This is a genomic window from Advenella incenata (genome assembly GCF_004217095.1).
Classification (GTDB): domain Bacteria; phylum Pseudomonadota; class Gammaproteobacteria; order Burkholderiales; family Burkholderiaceae_B; genus Advenella; species Advenella incenata.
This window is the reverse complement of the sequence record NZ_SHKO01000001.1, coordinates 451,886-469,943: the sequence shown is the minus strand read 5'-3', so window position 1 is coordinate 469,943 and position 18,058 is coordinate 451,886. Positions and strand designations below refer to the sequence as shown.

The following is an 18,058-nucleotide window of genomic DNA, read 5'->3' as shown; positions in this document are numbered from 1 at the left end:
GGCGCGTGCGCTGCGGCAGTCCGGTGACGGAATCGGCCTCAGGGTTGCAGCGTCTCGGGCGACAGGAGAACACAAGTGAAATTTCTACGCTTTATTTCCCGCAGCAGATCGGGCAGGATTTGCGGAGTGACCGCCGGGTAATCATGCAACAGCACAACGGCGCCAGGCTTCAGTCTGCCTGTGATACGCGACAGCAGGGGCGCCGGACGGGCAGTCGCCGTATCGAAAGAGCGCAATGACCAGCCCACGCACGGAAGCCGGCTGGCCCGCACTGCCTGACCAATCCCTGGGTTAACCACACCAAATGGGGGTCGGTACATACGTGGTGTCACGCCGGTAATGGCCGTTATGGTCTCGCTGCAACGCTGTATGTCAGCAAGAATCGTGGCCGGCCGCTTAAAAGGCAGGGTATGGGCGTGGCTATAGCTGTGGTTGCCAATGGCATGCCCCTCCTGGACGATCTGCCGCAACAGGTCCGGACGGGCAGCCGCATGGGCGCCCACAATAAAAAACGTCGCCTTCACGTCATGCGCTTTGAGTATGGCCAGAACCTGCGCGGTCCCGTCGGTGGGGCTGTCATCGAAACTGATGGCAATCTGCCCGCCGGGCTCTCCGGTTGCGCCCCCATCAGGATGAACATGCCTGAGGGTATCCACAAACAGATTGGTTGCCATATTCATGCTGGCTACGCCAAGTACGACCACATAAAGGGCAATGGTCAGGAATGCGGCTACCGGCCACAGCGAATACAACAGCACGGCAAGCGCAATGACAAGAAAATGGGCGGCCAGCGTGTGGCGGCGGAACCATGAAATCACAGTGATATTTATCTTCACAGGCAAGCGGGTCCATAACAATAGCCAGTGCCCCCGCTGTCGTCAAGCGATATTGTGCGCTTATATGGCCATCCGATCCTCGCTAAGCTGCCACACCTGCTGTAGCCGGTCTGCCTCAGTGTGCCGATGATTCATCATGGCGCAAAGAAAATGCACGCGTTTCAGATAAAAATGCACGTCGCATTCCCAAGTCATGCCCATCGCGCCATGCACCTGCAGGGCGTTTCTCACGGCCGCGCTTGCAGCCAACTGGATCGTATGTTCAGCCAATATCGCCACCAGAGTCGTTTCGGCTATGTATGCCGCGCCCGCCACCCCCTTTGCACCCTGGGCCACCCCGTCCGGAGTCTCTGTGCCCAACGCGGGAGCGGCCGGCGCGTCGACGCTGCGTGCTTGCTGATCTGGCAGTTCATAACCAGCCTGCGCCAGGCCTGTATTTGCCGGCTCCATACTTGCTGCAGCCTGTGTCAGTAACAAACGCGCATTGTCCAGATCGATCCAGTCCTGGGCCAGCCGATGCTTGATCGCCTGAAAACTGCCGATGGGACGACCAAACTGCTGCCGCTCCCGTGCGTATGCACTGGCAATATCCAGGGCCCGCGTCGCCACGCCCAATAGCTCGGCGGCCACCAGCATACGGGAACGAAGCTCGAAGGCATCCCAACTGACCTTATCGCATGCGAAATCATCCTGCATTTGCCATGCAGGTGCTTCCAGCCAGCCGTTACGTATAAAAGGATCAATGCCGGGGCCGCCAGCAATACCTTCGGCCACCCTGGCCCAAACTTTTCCTTGCGCATAACTCAGGGTCAATATCTGGCTGTCAGGACGACAATACGGCACAAACAGCCTGTTTTCTCCAGAACGGATGGCAAATCCTGCAAGGCGTCCGTCATGCATGCAGCGATCAAGCCATTCAGATATAGGGGAGTGCGCCGCCTGCTCAGATAGAAAAGCGCTCGTGTTCATCCACGTGCCCAATGGCAGCGGCAGCAATGCGCTGCCTGCCAGCTCCATGACCTTGACGGCCTGCGGCATGCCCAGTCCGATACCGCCGTGGGCTTCCCCCACCAGTAACCGCGGCCAGCCCAGATCGCACAACTGCGACCACAGCCTGGTAAAAATAGGGTCATCACAACTGGCATCATCGGCGGCGATATTGCCGCTCGGCAGCGATGCCGACCCGGGCGCTGGCCCTAATGCGCCCGCTGCGAGTGATTTGTCTGTCGGCAAGGCGCTACGCAGCGTGGTCAGTGGGCATTGCTCTGCAAGAAACCGTCGGATCGGGTCAAGCAGCAAATCGTCATCGGTATGTTGCATCTCTATCCCTTAGCCAGTCCCAGTACTTTTTCACCGATAATGTTGCGCTGAATTTCCGAGGTGCCGGCCAGAATGGTCTCGGCCCGTGACCACAGGCTGGCATGCGCAAAGAATGCCGCTTCGGCCTGCATCTGCATGGCAGGCGCGCACAGGTTCAACCCAAGCAATTCCAGCGCCAGATCCAGCATGCGCTGATGCGCCTCGCTCCAGTGCACCTTGGTTGACGAACCTTCAGGGCCTGGCGGATCTCCGTTCATGGCGGCCAGCAAAGCGCGACGTGATTTCAACTGTAATACCATGCTGTCGGCGAACAAGGCTGCCCAGCGTTGCCGGTAGCTCTGCAGCGAGATCGGGCTCAAACCGTGCGCCACGCTATCTATCAGTCCACGCACCCGCCCCAACTCGCCTTCGAACTGAACCAAGCGGGGAATGAAATAGGTGCCGCGTTCGAAGCTGGCGGCAGCCATCGCCATGCGCCATCCATCTCCCTCCTGGCCCAGCAGACAGTCCGATGGCACGTTGACCTGTTCAAAAAACACCTCACAGAACTCTGCCTCGCCAGTCAGTTGCCGGATGGGCTCGACCCGGACACCGGGCTGGCGCATGTCCACCAGCAGAAAACTCAAGCCGCGGTGTCGTTGTGAGTTTGGGTCGGTGCGAACCAACGCAAAACAGTAGTCAGCAAGATTGGCAAAGGACGTCCAGATTTTGTGCCCATCCAGAACATAGCCGCTGTCCGTTTTACGCGCCCGGCTGGTTACCGCAGCCAGATCGGAACCAGCCCCCGGTTCCGAATAACCCTGGCACCAGATCGCTTCGTTGCGTAAAATGCCCGGTAAATACCGCGCCTTTTGCGCCGGCGAACCAAAGTGCAATAGCGTCGGCGAGAAAATGCCATGTCCGATCAGATTGACCCCGAGAGGCGCCCCACTGCGGGCCAACTCCTCCAGATATATGGCCTGATGAGAAAGCGGTAGCGCCTTGCCCCCATATTCCGGCGGCCAGCCAAGTCCCGACCAACCGTGGCGGCACAGGGTATCTTCCCAGGCTCGCCGGTAGTGCAGCGAGACCGGATCAATCCTGCCGGGCCAGTCACGCTGGAACTGCGCATAATGCTCCGCCATCCACGCCCTGACATAAGCACGGAATGCCTCGGGTCTTTGTGGCAGCGTTTCATCTGTCATTATGGGTTCACCGTAATATTGGCCTTGCGAATCACTTCGCCCCAAGTTTTGACATCCTTGCTGATGAACTGGCCAAAAGTGGCCGGATCACTGGCAATCACATCCAGCCCCAGCGTTTTGAACTTCGCTTTGACATCGTCCTGTTGCACGCTCTCATGCACGGCCGTGTAAATCACCTGCGCGACCTCGGCAGGCGTACCTTTGGGAGCGACCAGTCCCAACCAGGGCATGGCAGAAAAACCCGGCACCGCCTGGGCTATGGTTGGCATATCGGGGATGGAAGGCGACGGTTTGTCCGTCGTGACAGCCAGCACCTTCACTTTGCCTGCCTTGGCATAAGGCCCGGTTGATGCCCAGGCATCGAACATGACCTGTACCCGCCCGGAGATCAGATCAGTCAACGCCAGCGAACTGCCTTTATAAGGAATATCCTGCATGTCGACATTGGCCATATTCTTGAACATCTCGGCTTCCAATTGAGTCGAGGAGCCGGTGCCCAGCGAGGCATAGCTCACCTTGCCTTTATTTTTCTTCAGATATTCGATCAGCTCTTGTACATTCTTGACCGGAACCTCAGGATTGACAGAGATAACATGGACCACCGAGGCAACCTGGGTGATCGGTACAAAGCTTTTCACCGGATCATATTTGACGTTCTTGTTGATGCTGGGAATTGTCCCCAGCGAAGAGGCGGCCAGCAGTAACGTATAGCCATCAGGCTTGGCGTTTGCCACGTGCTGCGAGGCGATCAGCGTGCCTGCGCCCGGTTTGTTTTCCACAATGACCGGCTGCTTGACCTTCTGGCCAATCTTGTCGGCAAGCAATCGGCCCAGGGTATCGGCAGCACCGCCAGCAGCAAAGGGGATCACAATCGTAATGGGCTTGTCCGGGTACGCCGCCCGCGCCGCTTGCGGCAAGATTGCCAACGCACCTGCTGCCAGCAGCAAAGCCGGGCTCATCCATTTGGGTAAAGTTCGTTTTTTTTGCATTGTCTGTCTCCGTTCTGTTTTAATCAATTGCTTCAAACTACATGTGGGTGCCACAACTGCCTATCGGGTACGTCACTTTCATGACAACTGTACTTATGAATACCTCTGCGCCTCTTGTTTGTATGCCTGTCTTCACCCATTCCTATATCAACTCTGCGCCCGCCCGGACACTGGGGCAGAAAGTAGTGCCACCACCGGAAGAGACCATCCACGCGCACCAGGCCGCTGCCGGACGGTCACCCCTGCACCACTGATGCCAGCGCCGCGGTATCTGCGATCAGCAGGGCATCCAGCATAGCTACGCCCGAGCCGGCTTGCCGCACCAGCAACGGATTGATTTCAATCTGATCCAGTACCGGCTGGCCTGCCACAAATGCTTGCCCTACAGCCACCATGGCCTGTGCTGCAGCATCCACGTCTGCGCGTGGCCGGCCACGAAAGCCGTCCAGCAAGGCAAAGGCCTTCAGGCTGCGCAGCAGTTGCACAGCTTCGCCGTGCGTGACCGGCAGCAAGGCATGTGCCGTATCACGATATATTTCAGTCATGATTCCGCCCAGTGCCACCGTCAAGACCGGTCCGAATACAGGGTCGCGGGTGGCGCCCACCAGCAGTTCAGCCACGCCTTGCTGCATTGGCGTAATCATCACACCTGCAATCGCCGCGTCTGGCTGATAGCCGCGGCAGTTTTCCAGAATTTGCTCATATGCCTGCGCTGCAGCCTGCGCGCCCGTGATATTGAGCAGCACTCCGCCAGCTTCTGTCTTGTGTGCCAGATCGGCGCTGACCACTTTCATCGCCAGTGGCACGCCCAACTGGTCAGCAAGCGCAGCTGCTTCTTCACGTGTCCCGGCAATATGAACATCCGGATCAGGCAAACCGAAACCAGCCAGGTAACGGCGGGCGTCTCCTTCGTGACAAGGCAAACTGGGCACATCAACCCGGGCATGGCTGCTCGCTGTATTGGTTCGCCCGGCCACCGGTTGCACATCGATCTGCGCATGACCATCACAAGTGTCATCGACTGGCGCAGTCCACTGGCCGCGCCGTTGCTGCCAGGTCAAAAACGGGCCCAATGCCCTGACCGCATGTCCCAAATCATCGAACACGGCAACGCCAGCCTCACGCAAAGCGTCACGGCAGCTCGCGTTGCCGGTATCGATTGCAACAAAAAGACGCGGATATTTCTGTACAACTTCAATCAGCGGCTGCGCCATGCGGTCCAGCATATACCCGGGCGCATTGATCACCACCGTGTCCAGTGCCGGTGTCACTGCCAGCGCTTGCAGCACCTGCACGATAAATTGCGGATCATTGACAATATTGCCAGTCACATCCACTGGGTTGCCAACCATGCCATACGCGGGAATCCCCTGGCGCAGTTGCGCCTGTACGTCGGCGGGCAAATCGGGCAACTGCAGGCCGGCCTGTATGAAACGATCGGTCAGGATTGCACCCAGTGCACCCGACATGGTCACAACACCAATGCGCGCGCCTGCGGTCCGATGCCGTAGCCGCGCCAACATAGCAATATTGGCCATTTGCGCGAAGTCGTCTGCAGCAATCACATTCAGATCGCGAAAGGCTGCTTCGTATATCTTTTGATCGCCCGCCAAAGCAGACGTATGCGATTGCACGGCCACCGCCCCCTTTTCGGTCACGCCTGCCTTGAGCACCACCAGCACTTTGCCTTGCGCCTGAAAGCGTCGACACGCGTCAATGAATCGCCGGCCATCGCGAATTTGTTCTACATACCCCAGCACAATCTCGGTCTGCGCATCCTCTGCCAGATATTCCAGATACTGTGCAAAATCCACTGTTGCCTCATTGCCCGTATTGATGAAATGAGAAACGGGTAAATCCTGGGCACGCACCAGCCCGTATAGCGCAGAACACACATTGCCGCTTTGCGTGAGCACGCTGACGCAGCCTGTATCGCTTTGCATACTGGCGGTTTTGAAGATGGCGGCAAACGCCGTGAACGCTCGCGTATTCAGGTTGGCCAGACCCATGCAGTTGGGGCCGGCCACCTGCATGCCACTTTCCTTGCAAAACTGCACCAGTTCCTGCTGCAGTAGCAAGCCTGCTGCGCCCTCTTCGGCAAACCCTGCGGCGTATACCACGGCAGCGCGAATGCCAACGGCATGACAGCGTCGCAACATGGCGGTCACATCACGGGCGCCAATGGCCAATACAGCCAGATCCGGCACGGCAGGCAAATCTTCGACCTGCGCATAACAGCGATAACCGAACACTTCGGCATATTTTGGGTTGACCGGATAGACCTCCCCGGCAAAACCGAAGTGCGACAACAGTTCCAGTGGCATGCCGCCAATGCGACCGGCCTTATCGCTGGCCCCGATCATGGCAATGGAACGTGGATTCAATAACGGTTCCAGACTCATGCACTGTCACCACTTTTGTTGCGCTGGATCGCCTGGGCCAGGCCTTTTTTCTTGACTTGAGCAAACTCGTCGCTCATGTGCGACAGCTGATGAACGTCAAAATGAGCAGAAAGTGCGGTGCGCAAACCCTGTGCATCCAGCGTCCGGTTCAACGACTTTTTGACCAGCGTGAGGGCAAACGGCGGCGCCGCTGCAACCCGTCGCGCCAGCGCCATGGTTTCCTCGTTCAGTTGCGCGCGCGCGACAACCCGATTGACCATACCCATTTGCAAAGCCTGCTCGGCGGTAACCCGCTCGCCGGTAAACAGCATTTCTTTTGCGCGACGCAATCCCATGACCCATGGATGAATCAGGACCTCGGTGGCTGCCGCCGCCAGCGTATGACAAACGGGATCGGAAAAAAACGCGTCGTCGGAACAGACCACCAAATCGCACATATTGGCGATCATGAAGCCGCCTGATACGCAGGCCCCTTGCACCCGGGCGATGACCGGCTTGGGAAAATCCCAGATTCTCATGCAGTAATCAAAGTACCGTAGCGACTCGTAGGCCCAGCGCTGCTCCACACTGAAATCAGCGCGGCTGGCCTGGGCTTCCTTCAAATCATGGCCGGCCGAAAAATGATCGCCTTCGCCACCAATGATAACAACCCTGACGGTATCGTCGCCAGCAGCCTCGCGCATGGCCTGGTCCAGTTCATCCAGCAGCGCCTGGCTCTGCGCATTGCGCGCCCCGGCCCGTGCCAATGTCACCGTCCGTATGGCGTCCTGATTCGATACTTCTATATGCTGATAGCCCATTGTCTCTTCCTTTATGATCCATGCCGGGGTCTGTTGAATATCGCTTTTGATTGCATTAACGCACCAACCACTCCTACAATACAAAATGTTTTTTAATAAATTCCCACATTATGGACATCAAACAGCAAGCCGGCGCGCAGAGCATCCGCCGCGCGCTCTCGCTGCTGCGCCTGATCGCGCAGCACAACGAACAAGGCCTGACGCTGAGCGAACTGACCGCCTTAAGCGGCCTGGAACGCTCTACAGCGCATCGGCTGCTCACCTGCCTGCTTGAAGAAAATTTTGCTCGGCGCGAAACCGACGGCAAACGCTTTCAACTGGGCATCGACGCCATGCAAATGGGGTTTTCGACCATGCACCATGCGCCGGTGATCGATCAATTGCGCCCGCTGGCCATGAAGCTGTCGCGTCTGTCCGAAGATACGGTCTTCCTGGTCATACAGCAGGCCGATCAGGTGCTGTGCCTGCTTCGCGAACATGGTGCATTTCCGGTACGCATCTTCACCATTGGCGTCGGCGAAAAGCGGCTTCTGGGCATCGGCGCGGGCGGTCTAGCTTTACTGGCAACACATACCGATGCCGACATTGAGATGATCTACCGACGCCATGAACAGACGTATCGAAAGTCAGGGCTGTCATTGCCCATGCTGCTGGAAAAATGCCACCTGACGCGGCGCAATGGCTATTCTTCGATTGAAAGCACCATCACGCCCGGCGTTGCCGGGGTGGGTTATGCATTTTCGGTCTCGGCCATCACGCAGGTGGCCTTCAGCTTTGGCGCGATCACGCCGCGCCTGACGGGCCAGCGACGCACGCAAATGGGCCGCCTGCTGATTGACGAGTGCACAATCTGGCAGCAAAAACGCCGGATTACGTCAATCGCCTTGCAAAACACGTCAGTCTCCGTATGATGTAACTTTCCGGTTACTGACGCCCCGCAAAAGGGGAAGCTACAAAGGAGATCTGCATGCAGATAGGGATAGTAAAAGAACAACTTGCCGGGGAGACGCGCGTTGCCGCCACGCCCACCTCGGTAGAACAGCTACTCAAGCTGGGATTCACAGTTGTGATTGAGTCCGGCGCGGGCGCAGCCGCAAGCTTTGACGATGCCGCCTACGAAAAGGCAGGCGCCAGCATCGCCCCTGCCGATCAGGTGTGGCAATCAGACCTGGTCTATAAGGTCAATGCGCCCGATGACGCTGAAATTGCCCGCATGAAAAGCGGCGCCACGCTGGTCAGCTTTATCTGGCCGGCACAAAATCCCGAACTCGTGCAGAAACTGTCTGAGCACGGCATTACCGTGCTGGCCATGGACATGGTGCCGCGCATTTCGCGCGCCCAATCGCTTGATGCCTTGTCATCCATGGCCAATATTGGCGGCTATCGCGCCGTTATTGAAGCGGCGCATCATTTCGGACGCTTTTTCACCGGCCAGATCACCGCTGCCGGTAAAGTGCCGCCAGCCAAAGTGCTGGTTATCGGCGCCGGTGTGGCCGGCCTGGCAGCCATTGGCACCGCAGGATCGCTGGGCGCCATCGTACGCGCCTTCGATACCCGCCTGGAAGTGGCCGAACAGATTGAATCGATGGGCGGCCAGTTCCTGAAACTGGAGTTTGGCGATGAAAACGGCTCGTCTTCCGACGGCTATGCCAAAACCATGTCCGAAGAGTTTATCAAGGCGGAAATGGCGCTGTTCGCCGAGCAGGCCAAAGAGGTGGATATCATCATCACCACTGCACTGATTCCCGGCAAGCCTGCTCCCAAGCTGATCACGCGTGAAATGGTTGACTCCATGCGCGCCGGCTCGGTCATCGTGGATATGGCTGCCGCAGCTGGCGGCAATTGCGAATACACCGAGCCCGGCCAGGTCATCACGACTGCTTCCGGCGTCAAGGTCATTGGCTATACCGACCTGCCCGGCCGCCTGCCCGCCCAGTCATCACAACTGTATGCCACCAACCTTGTTAATCTGAGCAAGCTCATGAGCAAGGAAAAAGACGGGCAAATCCTGCTGGACCAGGAAGACACTGTTTTTCGCAATATGACAGTTGTCCATAACGGCAGCATTACCTATCCACCTCCGGCGATTCAGGTCTCTGCAGCGGGCAGCAAGCCAGCAGCCAAGAAAATAGAGCCCAAGCCGGTCAAGCCACCCAAATCGCCCGCCTTCAAGTTCGGCGTCCTGGCCCTGGTGTGCGTGATTTTTGCCTGGATCGGCACCAATGCGCCCGCAGAGTTTCTGTCTCACTTCACTGTATTTGTCCTGTCCTGCGTTGTCGGCTATTACGTGGTCTGGAACGTAAGCCACGCCCTGCATACGCCATTGATGTCAGTCACCAATGCCATTTCCGGCATCATTGTGATCGGCGCCGTGGTGCAGATCGGCCACGGCTCGGGCCTGGTCAATATCCTGGCCTTTATCGCCATCCTCATTGCCAGCATTAACATTGCCGGTGGTTTCCTCGTTACACGGCGCATGCTGAAAATGTTCATGAAAGGCAAAGGAGAATAAGATGGGTGCAGGATTCGTTACTGCCGCGTACATTATTGCGGCATTGTTTTTCATTGCCAGTCTGGCCGGTCTATCCCGCCAGGAAACCGCCCGCTATGGCAACGGTTTCGGCATGGCCGGGATGGCCATCGCCCTGATCGCAACCATTCTGGGTCCCAACTCGGCCTCGGTAATCTGGGTGATTGTGGCCATGCTGATCGGCGGCGCCATTGGCCTGCACCTGTCACGCAAGGTCGAAATGACCCAGATGCCGGAACTGGTTGCTGTTTTGCATAGCTTCGTGGGTCTGGCCGCCGTACTGGTCGGCTATAACAGCTATATCGAAGTGCAGCAGCACGCCATGCCCGAAGGTGCGCTGCTTAATATTCACCTGACCGAGGTATTCCTGGGCGTGTTTATTGGCGCAGTCACCTTTACCGGTTCGATTGTGGCCTTCGGCAAGCTACGCGGCAGCTTCAGCTCCAAGCCGTTGAATTTGCCACATAAACATAAGCTCAATGCTGCTGCGTTGGTTGTCACTTTCATCCTGCTGTGGATCTTCGTCTCTAACGGCGGCTCCACAACGGCACTGATTATCATGACCATCATTGCACTGGCCTTCGGCTGGCATCTGGTGGCATCCATTGGCGGCGCAGATATGCCGGTTGTGGTTTCCATGCTCAACTCATACTCAGGCTGGGCCGCAGCGGCAGCCGGCTTTATGCTGGCCAATGACCTGCTGATCGTAACCGGCGCCCTGGTCGGTTCATCCGGCGCCATTCTGTCCTACATTATGTGCAAGGCCATGAATCGCTCGTTTTTATCAGTGATTGCCGGCGGGTTCGGCACCGATGGCAGCAGCAGTGGCAGCAGCGAAGAAGAGACCGGCGAATACCGTGAAATCAAGCCCGAAGACGTAGCCGAGATGCTCAAGGGTGCCAGCTCCGTGGTCATCGCCCCCGGCTACGGCATGGCGGTAGCGCAGGCGCAGTATCCTGTCGCTGAAATCACATCATTGCTGCGCAAGCAGGGTATTGATGTGCGCTTTGGCATCCATCCGGTTGCAGGCCGCCTGCCCGGTCACATGAACGTGCTGCTGGCCGAAGCCAAGGTGCCCTATGATATCGTGCTGGAAATGGACGAAATCAATGACGACTTTGCCGATACCGATGTAGTGCTGGTCATTGGCGCCAATGATACGGTCAACCCCGCTGCCAGCGAAGACCCGACCAGCCCCATTGCCGGCATGCCGGTACTGGAAGTGTGGAAAGCGCGTGATGTGGTAGTGTTCAAGCGTTCAATGAATACCGGTTATGCCGGCGTTCAGAATCCGCTGTTCTTCCGCGAGAACTCCAGCATGTGTTTCGGCGATGCCAAGGCAACCGTCGAAGCCATTCTGGCCGCACTGAAGTAATGTATTGGTAACGGCAGGCATCGTCACAAGCGTTGCCTGCCGCGAACCAGACACGCATTAAAGCGGCAGCCAACGGGCAAGTAGCAGACAATGCGTCTATGCCAACTGCAATGACGGTGGCAATGGCACTAGCGATACCGTTGCAATTACAGTTGCCCTTGCACCGCCGCAGCAACATTTCATCTGCCATATACGACCGAGCTGTCCATCCGGCAAGTCCCTATTTTCGGTTTTTCTTTTCAACACATTGTACCTGCTGTATGTCTGTACTTCCCCCGCTTCCTGTTAAAAATGGCGTCGCGCCCAGCCGGGTCTACCTGCCTCGCGAAACCTGGCCCGATCTACTGAGTTTTATGCTCGCCAAATTCCCGCATATGGATCCCGACATTCTGCGGGCAAGGCTGGCCAAAGGCGATATGGTTGACTCGCAGGGCACGCCGTTCTCGTTGAACAGCCCGTTCCCGCCGGACAGCTGGCTCTGGTACTACCGGGAAGTGCCCGTAGAAACGGTCGTGCCATTCGATATTGACATTCTGTATCAGGATGAATTGCTGATTGCCATCGACAAGCCCCATTTCATGGCCAGCATTCCCGGGGGCCGCCATTTGCACGAAACGGCGCTGGTGCGTCTGCGCGATCAACTAGGTAACCCGCATATCAACCCCATACACCGACTGGACCGGGATACGGCCGGGGTTCTGGTGTTCTGCGCAGACCGGGATCGCCGCGGCGTGTACCAGACCTTATTTCAAACCCGCTCCGTACACAAAATTTATGAAGCAGTCGCCCCCTGGCGTAGCGACCTGACGTTTCCTCTATTGCGCGAAAGCCTTATTCGTCGCAGCGGACAGGTCTTTGTGATGCATGAAATAGACGGCCCGCCCAACAGCCGCACGCAGATTGAGCTTCTGGCGCACAACGGCGCACTGGGTCATTACCGGCTGGAGCCGGTCACAGGCAGGAAACATCAATTGCGCGTGCACATGAATGCCCTGGGTATTCCCATTTGCAATGACGAATACTATCCGGAACTCAAACCGCTGCGCACCGATGAAACATTCGACAACCCGTTGCAACTGCTGGCGCGCAGCATGCAATTTACCGATCCGGTGACCGGCACTGGGCGTTATTTCGAGAGTCGGCGCGAACTGGAAATGACAGCCCGAATCCACAAGTGAAATAGTGTGTGGGCCAGTGAGGAGCTAGCGCACGGCCGTGTCGCGAACGCCAAACTGGTTTGCGACACTGCGCTCCAGAAACAGCTGACGCGATGGCAGGACATTAATGCGTTTGTTATTAATGATAAGGGTAGTACTGCCACCCCCGTCCAGATTGATCGCATCACGCACGCCAAGCGAACGATACAGGCGGGCAAGCTGGTTCAGCGTAAACCCTTCAAAATCAGGTAGCCTGCCCTCTACGACAATAATATAGAGCCAGCGCCCGTCCCGACTGAGACCCACCGACGTACGCGGATGCGCATCGCGCGCATTGCGATTGCAACTAGCTGACGCGCCTCGTGGACAAACGTAGGTGCCGCCGCGCAGATTCTGCCATCCAGAAATGACGGTATGCCACTGTGGATCCACTTCTGCCTTATGGTTGGGCTTATCGATCCGGCAACGGTTATCGGCCGTGCAGGCCAGAAACGCGTGCTGACGCGTATCGCGGGTGTTGCTCCAGCGACGACCATCGCTGATGACCAGGCCCTGTGGCTGGTACTGAGGATCAAAAAAAGAGGCATTGATGGCAACATTGAGCTGATTGCGAAATGCAAAATTCTTGACTGTCGTGGGTGCGGTGCCGACCGCGGTGCCCACCAGTTGAACCGACGGGCAGGACAAATCGACCTTGACGATATGCACATGCGCACTATTTTGCGACGTATGCGCAATGCAGGCCGAGACCTGCTGGGTGCCCTGTGCCACCGCAGGTGCAAGGGCTCCCAGGCACCATCCCATCAATACAACGAGCAGGGTTTTCATACAGCAAAGCATCCGTGAGGTTGTTTGTCCAGGGACAGAGTATACCAACCGGCAGAAAGTCCAGTCAGCACCTCTGGCACCCCGTTATCACACCGTGTTTATCCTGAACCCATTTACGCGACGATAACGCGCCAGGTACCAGCGATCCAGCAGCCATACCACCAGCATGCTCGCACCGGTCACAGGAAAGACCAGGCCAAACATCACCAGGCCGATCATCCAGCCCCGCATGCCAGGCAGCGCATCGGGAATGCGAGGTGCGCCCAGACCGCCGGCCGGGCGACGTTTCCACCACATGACAAAGCCGGTCACGGCCATGGTACACAGGCCCAGCGCAATAATGGCACAGAGCAACTGGTTGATCCAGCCGAAATAAGTGCCCATATGCAGGGACACGGCAAAGGAAATAATTTTGGCAATCAAGCCATACTGATCATAGGAAACGCCATTGATAACCCTGCCGCTGTACTGATCCACATTCATCACTTTCTCGCCAGTGGGATCGCCTGGGTAATAGGAGACTGAATAGACGCCCGAGCGGTTGGCCGGAAGCGCAATCGAATACTCGTCAGGAATGTTGCTGGCGTGGGCCAGCGCCATGATCTGATCCAACGGGATCGGCTCGGCTGCCCCTTCATGCTGGCTATGGTCGCCAGGCATTGCCATCGGGTTGCTTGTGTCTGCCTTGTCGGCAACATGGGCCGCATGATTCTCGTGTCCCGCCTGCGCCTCATGACCATCTTGCATCTGATGATGCTGGCCCTGATGGTGTGCATGCTCCGTAACACCCGGTTGTTGCGCCGATGACCCCGATTGTGGCACCGGCAGCAGACCTGCCCCCCAGGCAGTATGCTCCAGCGGCAGATCCTGCACGCGGGTGGGCGCGACTGCCTCTGCCTGGTGTCCCTCATGCCCCTCATGCGCCTGCGACGTGCTCCCGGGCGGATCCGGCGGATAGCCCAAATTGACTTGCGCCACCAGTTGCTTGAACTGCGCTCCCCAGGTACTGGTCCAGGGTAGCCCCGACATGACAAAAAACACCGCGCCGGCAGCCAGGATAATGCCCAGCGTAGCGTGAATTTCGCGCCAGAACGGGCGGCCCTTTTTCTTCACATCTGGAATCATGGCCTGTTTCAGGCCGTTTTTCCGACGTGGCAACCACAGCGCCACACCGGTGCCGATCATGATCAGCGTCCAGCAGGCCGCCAGCTCCATCAACACTTCTCCGGTTTTACCCAGCAACAGACCGCGATGAATCTGGCGCGCCAGGCCGATCCAGTAGGTTGCGTTGAAGTTGAGCGTGGGCATTTTGGCCAACACCTCGCCCGAATAAGGATTCAAGAAAATGCTGGACTTGCCCTGCACCGGATCCGAATAGGTAAATTGCGCGCTGCGATCGGGCGCGTTATGAATTTCCGCCGTCAGAATGGGCACGCCGCCAGGCGTACTGTCCTGGGCGATTTCATAAAGCGTTTGCTGCGGCAGCCTGGGTGAGGCTTGGGGCGTAACATACAGCTGCGACTTGTAGGCCACCGCCTCGATTTGAGGTTTGTACAAATAAATGGTGCCGGTAATACCGAGCACGATCAGCAAAGGCATGACAAACAGGGCGGCATAAAAATGCCAGCGCCAGAGCATGGCGTAGCGGGCCATCGGCAAGGCGGCGGCCGTATCAGCGGTTTCGGCCGTGGAGTATTGCGTACGGGACATCATGAGATTTCCTGAAAAACAGATAACGATACGTCGACAGGATGCACTGCAAAGCTAAGCCGCAGCATCACCTGGACGTGGGAACAGCGTTTTTTAGGAAAGCGCCGGAGGGGCGCGCGACAGGGGCACAAAGGCCGGCTGCGCATAATAGGAGGCATGCTGATGTTGCGGCGCTATCCGGCTGACAAAGCCATACGCCATGGCAGGCAAGTTTGCGCTGTACAGTAGCGGCAGATGATGAGTGAAGAAGCCACAATAAAGACATTCGGCTGCGTGATCGGCACTGTGACCAGGCGAGACCGGAGCATCACTACCGGCCAGGGACACGAACGATGTCGGCATCGCGCCATGTGAGGCGTGTGCGGTGGTCACATCTGCGGTGACTTCATCTGCGTCAGCATGCGCGCTGTGATGACTGACCAGCAACACGGGTGACCCCGTGCTGTTCAGGGCCACTGCAGGCCCCTGGACAGCCTGCGCACCATAACAGATATCCGCCGTAAAAATGTCGTTGCCGCTGGCCTGATAGCGGTTTTTCAATGCGTTGACGCCAGGCATGAACACAGCCAGGCATACGGCGAGTATGCCCAGCCACACGGTCATGCGAATGCCTGTCGTTCGTTTCATAGCTGTAATCGGTATTAATCGGCAGCGTATTTCGGTTGAAATTGCCAGTCAAAGGCAGTTTACCCGAAAACGCAGCAGGCACAGCGCCGCGCAGGCGTTTCAGGGCCAACGTGCAGGCTGTTCAAAATACAGTGCAGTTCTCTTTTCATATTCTCGATTGCATCCTGCCTGCTCGTACATCGATGTTATTTTAATTGTGCGGTTTTACTGGCCACGACTGTGCACATATACCAAATCAACAGAATCTGATCTGTATACGTCAAATCCAGAATACGTTAATCTTGCCTTTCAACCAACGAAGGAGAAGTTATATGATCCGTAAACTTGCGCTCACAACTATTCTCGTCCCTTTTGCCGCTATCGCGCAGAATCTTCCGACGAGCCCCTATTTGCCACTGGAGATGGCCACCAAGGTAGCTCAGGCCGCGCTTGAGACCTGCGTTGCCGAAGGCAATAATGTCAGTGTCGCCAACGTGGCGCGCGACGGTGCTACCAAGGTACTGCTCAAGGCCGACAAATCAGGCCCGCACACTGGTTCCAGCGCCGAAGGCAAGGCGTTTACCTCTGCAGCGCTCGGCCGTGACACTGCCGGGCTGGCCAGCTTCATCGCATCCGAGGCGGCAAACGAAGGGCTGCGTGACATGGATTCGAGAATGGTCATCCAGGCGGGAGGCTTACCGATTAAAATCGGCGATGCTCTGGTTGGCGGCATTGGCGTAGGCGGTGCACCTAGTGGCGATATTGACGCCAAGTGCGCCACTGCCGGACTCCAGGCTATCGGCGCTGCCAAGTAACCGTATATGTGCAATCGACACCGGCAAGCAAAATCACAATTGCAATAGTGTTGTCATCAATAGATGGTGGATTGTTCTTTACACCCGTTATAGCAATAACAGATGGGAATGCCGACCGCCGGCCAGACCAAGACGTGACACATCCTCATCTGTGTTCTATTACTATGATACTGCTTTGTTTACCCGCAGATTTTAAGGAGCGCATCGCATGAAACCCCATATCACTGTTCTGACGCTAGGCGTGGACGACCTGGAAAAGTCCCTGGCCTTTTATCGGGATGGGCTGGGCCTGGCCACAAATGGCATTATCGGCACTGAATTCGAAAACGGCGCCGTGGCATTTTTCGACTTGCACAATGCTCTGAAACTGGCCCTGTGGCCCAGAAAGAGTCTGGCTGTCGATACCGGTCTGCCTGTCACGCCCCGCTCGTCGCTTGAGCTTAGCATTGGGCACAACGTGGACAGCAAGGAAGCGGTCGATCGCGTTATGCAGGAAGCCATCGCCGCAGGCGCCACCCTCATCAAGCCGGCACAGGATACCTTCTACGGTGGCTATGCCGGCTATTTTTCTGACCCGGACGGCCATCTCTGGGAGGTTGTCTGGAACCCCGAGCTGGCAACACTAGGTTAGCCAATTAAACGCACACGCGTCACTCCCGTGCGATGGGCGCGCCACTGGTATTGGACCACTGGCTCCACGATCCGGGATACAGTGCAGCGCCCGATAAGCCAGCCACTTCCATGGCCAGCAGATTATGGCAGGCTGTCACACCGGACCCGCATTGGCTGATCACGCTTTCGGGCTTTTGCCCCTGCAGGCTGGCCGTCAGTTCCTTACGCAAGGTCTGGGCATCTTTGAACGTACCGTCAGCTTGCAGGTTGTCTTTGAAAAAGCGGTTGGCTGCACCGGGAATGTGGCCGCCAATCGGATCCAGGGTTTCGTTTTCACCGCGGAAACGATCAGGACTGCGGGCATCCAGCACCAGCCTTTCAGCTGCACTGATGTTAGCCAGCACGTCTTCGTAATCAACCGTCTGCGCCAGGGAATCGCGCAGGGCCAGCATGCCTTCCTTGGCCGGCTGTGGCGGCTCGGTGGTAACTTCATAGCCGGCTTGCTGCCACAGCTTGAAGCCGCCATCCAGCACAGATACATTGTCGTGACCGATCCAGCGTAACATCCACCACAGGCGCGCGGCAAACATGGAATCATTGGCGTCGTAGCACACCACATGGGTGTCGTCGCTGATGCCAATGGCTGCCATCTTCTGGGCAAAGAGTTCACGTGCCGGCAAGGGATGACGTCCCTGGTCGGCGGCTCCCTTGGTGCTGAGCACCTGGTCCAGATCAACGTGCCGGGCGCCAGGAATATGGCCATCGTTATAAAGTTGCAGCCCCTGTGACGGGTTGGTCAATTCGAAACGACAATCGCACACGACCAGGTTGCTGGCGGTGTCCAACAGGTTTGACAGTTCCTGTGCACTGATAAGAGGTTTTGCTTTCATGTTT

The 18,058-nt window shown here is 57.3% G+C and carries 16 protein-coding genes; 6 read left to right on the top strand and 10 right to left on the bottom strand.

Annotation, left to right across the window (positions count from 1 at the left end):
• Positions 1-38: 38 nt before the first annotated feature.
• The 6 genes from EV681_RS02105 to EV681_RS02080 all read right to left on the bottom strand — a co-directional run bounded on the left by EV681_RS02105 (position 39) and on the right by EV681_RS02080 (position 7,531).
• The gene (locus EV681_RS02105) at positions 39-836 is read right to left on the bottom strand and encodes a polysaccharide deacetylase family protein (RefSeq protein ID WP_130303197.1); all 798 of its coding nucleotides are present in this window, start codon (positions 834-836) and stop codon (positions 39-41) included.
• Positions 837-896: 60 nt separating this feature from the next.
• Positions 897-2,156 carry an acyl-CoA dehydrogenase family protein gene (locus EV681_RS02100; protein ID WP_242612109.1) on the bottom strand — a complete coding sequence of 420 codons (1,260 nt, stop codon included), beginning with the start codon at positions 2,154-2,156 and terminating at the stop codon, positions 897-899.
• 2 nt (positions 2,157-2,158) lie between these two features.
• Positions 2,159-3,340 (bottom strand): acyl-CoA dehydrogenase family protein, encoded by a 1,182-nt coding sequence (locus tag EV681_RS02095; protein WP_130303196.1) that lies wholly within the window; start codon positions 3,338-3,340, stop codon positions 2,159-2,161.
• Complete coding sequence (locus tag EV681_RS02090) at positions 3,340-4,329, bottom strand: Bug family tripartite tricarboxylate transporter substrate binding protein (RefSeq protein WP_128393707.1); 990 nt, start codon at positions 4,327-4,329, stop codon at positions 3,340-3,342. The genes EV681_RS02095 and EV681_RS02090 overlap by 1 nt, the downstream gene beginning before the upstream one ends.
• A 236-nt stretch (positions 4,330-4,565) precedes the next feature.
• The gene (locus EV681_RS02085) at positions 4,566-6,731 is read right to left on the bottom strand and encodes an acetate--CoA ligase family protein (RefSeq protein WP_130303195.1); all 2,166 of its coding nucleotides are present in this window, start codon (positions 6,729-6,731) and stop codon (positions 4,566-4,568) included.
• On the bottom strand, positions 6,728-7,531 hold the full coding sequence (locus EV681_RS02080) for an enoyl-CoA hydratase (RefSeq protein WP_128393705.1): 804 nt from the start codon (positions 7,529-7,531) through the stop codon (positions 6,728-6,730). Before EV681_RS02080 ends, EV681_RS02085 begins: the two co-directional genes overlap by 4 nt.
• 110 nt (positions 7,532-7,641) lie before the next feature.
• Between EV681_RS02080 and EV681_RS02075 the strand changes: the two genes are divergently transcribed.
• The 4 genes from EV681_RS02075 to EV681_RS02060 all read left to right on the top strand — a co-directional run bounded on the left by EV681_RS02075 (position 7,642) and on the right by EV681_RS02060 (position 12,614).
• Positions 7,642-8,442, top strand: a complete 801-nt coding sequence (locus tag EV681_RS02075; RefSeq protein WP_128393704.1) for an IclR family transcriptional regulator — start codon at positions 7,642-7,644, stop codon at positions 8,440-8,442.
• Between the two features lie 56 nt (positions 8,443-8,498).
• A complete protein-coding gene (locus EV681_RS02070) occupies positions 8,499-10,043 on the top strand; it encodes a Re/Si-specific NAD(P)(+) transhydrogenase subunit alpha (protein ID WP_130303194.1) in 1,545 nt (514 codons plus the stop codon).
• 1 nt (position 10,044) lies between these two features.
• Positions 10,045-11,436: a Re/Si-specific NAD(P)(+) transhydrogenase subunit beta gene (pntB, locus tag EV681_RS02065; RefSeq protein ID WP_128393702.1), complete on the top strand. Its 1,392-nt coding sequence runs from the start codon at positions 10,045-10,047 to the stop codon at positions 11,434-11,436.
• 260 nt (positions 11,437-11,696) lie between these two features.
• Positions 11,697-12,614, top strand: a complete 918-nt coding sequence (locus EV681_RS02060) for a pseudouridine synthase (protein WP_130303193.1) — start codon at positions 11,697-11,699, stop codon at positions 12,612-12,614.
• A gap of 24 nt (positions 12,615-12,638) precedes the next feature.
• On the opposite strand, the gene EV681_RS02055 is transcribed toward EV681_RS02060, so the two are convergent.
• From EV681_RS02055 to EV681_RS02045, 3 genes are all read right to left on the bottom strand, one after another.
• Positions 12,639-13,421 carry a phosphodiester glycosidase family protein gene (locus EV681_RS02055; protein ID WP_165392913.1) on the bottom strand — a complete coding sequence of 261 codons (783 nt, stop codon included), beginning with the start codon at positions 13,419-13,421 and terminating at the stop codon, positions 12,639-12,641.
• 87 nt (positions 13,422-13,508) lie between these two features.
• On the bottom strand, positions 13,509-15,134 hold the full coding sequence (locus EV681_RS02050) for a PepSY-associated TM helix domain-containing protein (RefSeq protein WP_130303191.1): 1,626 nt from the start codon (positions 15,132-15,134) through the stop codon (positions 13,509-13,511).
• A gap of 90 nt (positions 15,135-15,224) precedes the next feature.
• On the bottom strand, positions 15,225-15,758 hold the full coding sequence (locus EV681_RS02045; RefSeq protein WP_130303190.1) for a DUF2946 family protein: 534 nt from the start codon (positions 15,756-15,758) through the stop codon (positions 15,225-15,227).
• 311 nt (positions 15,759-16,069) lie between these two features.
• Here EV681_RS02045 and EV681_RS02040 point away from each other — a divergent pair, with 311 nt between their 5' ends.
• Complete coding sequence (locus EV681_RS02040) at positions 16,070-16,552, top strand: GlcG/HbpS family heme-binding protein (protein WP_130303189.1); 483 nt, start codon at positions 16,070-16,072, stop codon at positions 16,550-16,552.
• Between the two features lie 208 nt (positions 16,553-16,760).
• A complete protein-coding gene (locus EV681_RS02035; RefSeq protein ID WP_128393696.1) occupies positions 16,761-17,183 on the top strand; it encodes a VOC family protein in 423 nt (140 codons plus the stop codon).
• Between the two features lie 19 nt (positions 17,184-17,202).
• Here the strand turns inward: EV681_RS02035 and EV681_RS02030 are convergent, their stop codons facing one another.
• Positions 17,203-18,054 carry a sulfurtransferase gene (locus EV681_RS02030; RefSeq protein WP_130303188.1) on the bottom strand — a complete coding sequence of 284 codons (852 nt, stop codon included), beginning with the start codon at positions 18,052-18,054 and terminating at the stop codon, positions 17,203-17,205.
• Positions 18,055-18,058: the final 4 nt, after the last annotated feature.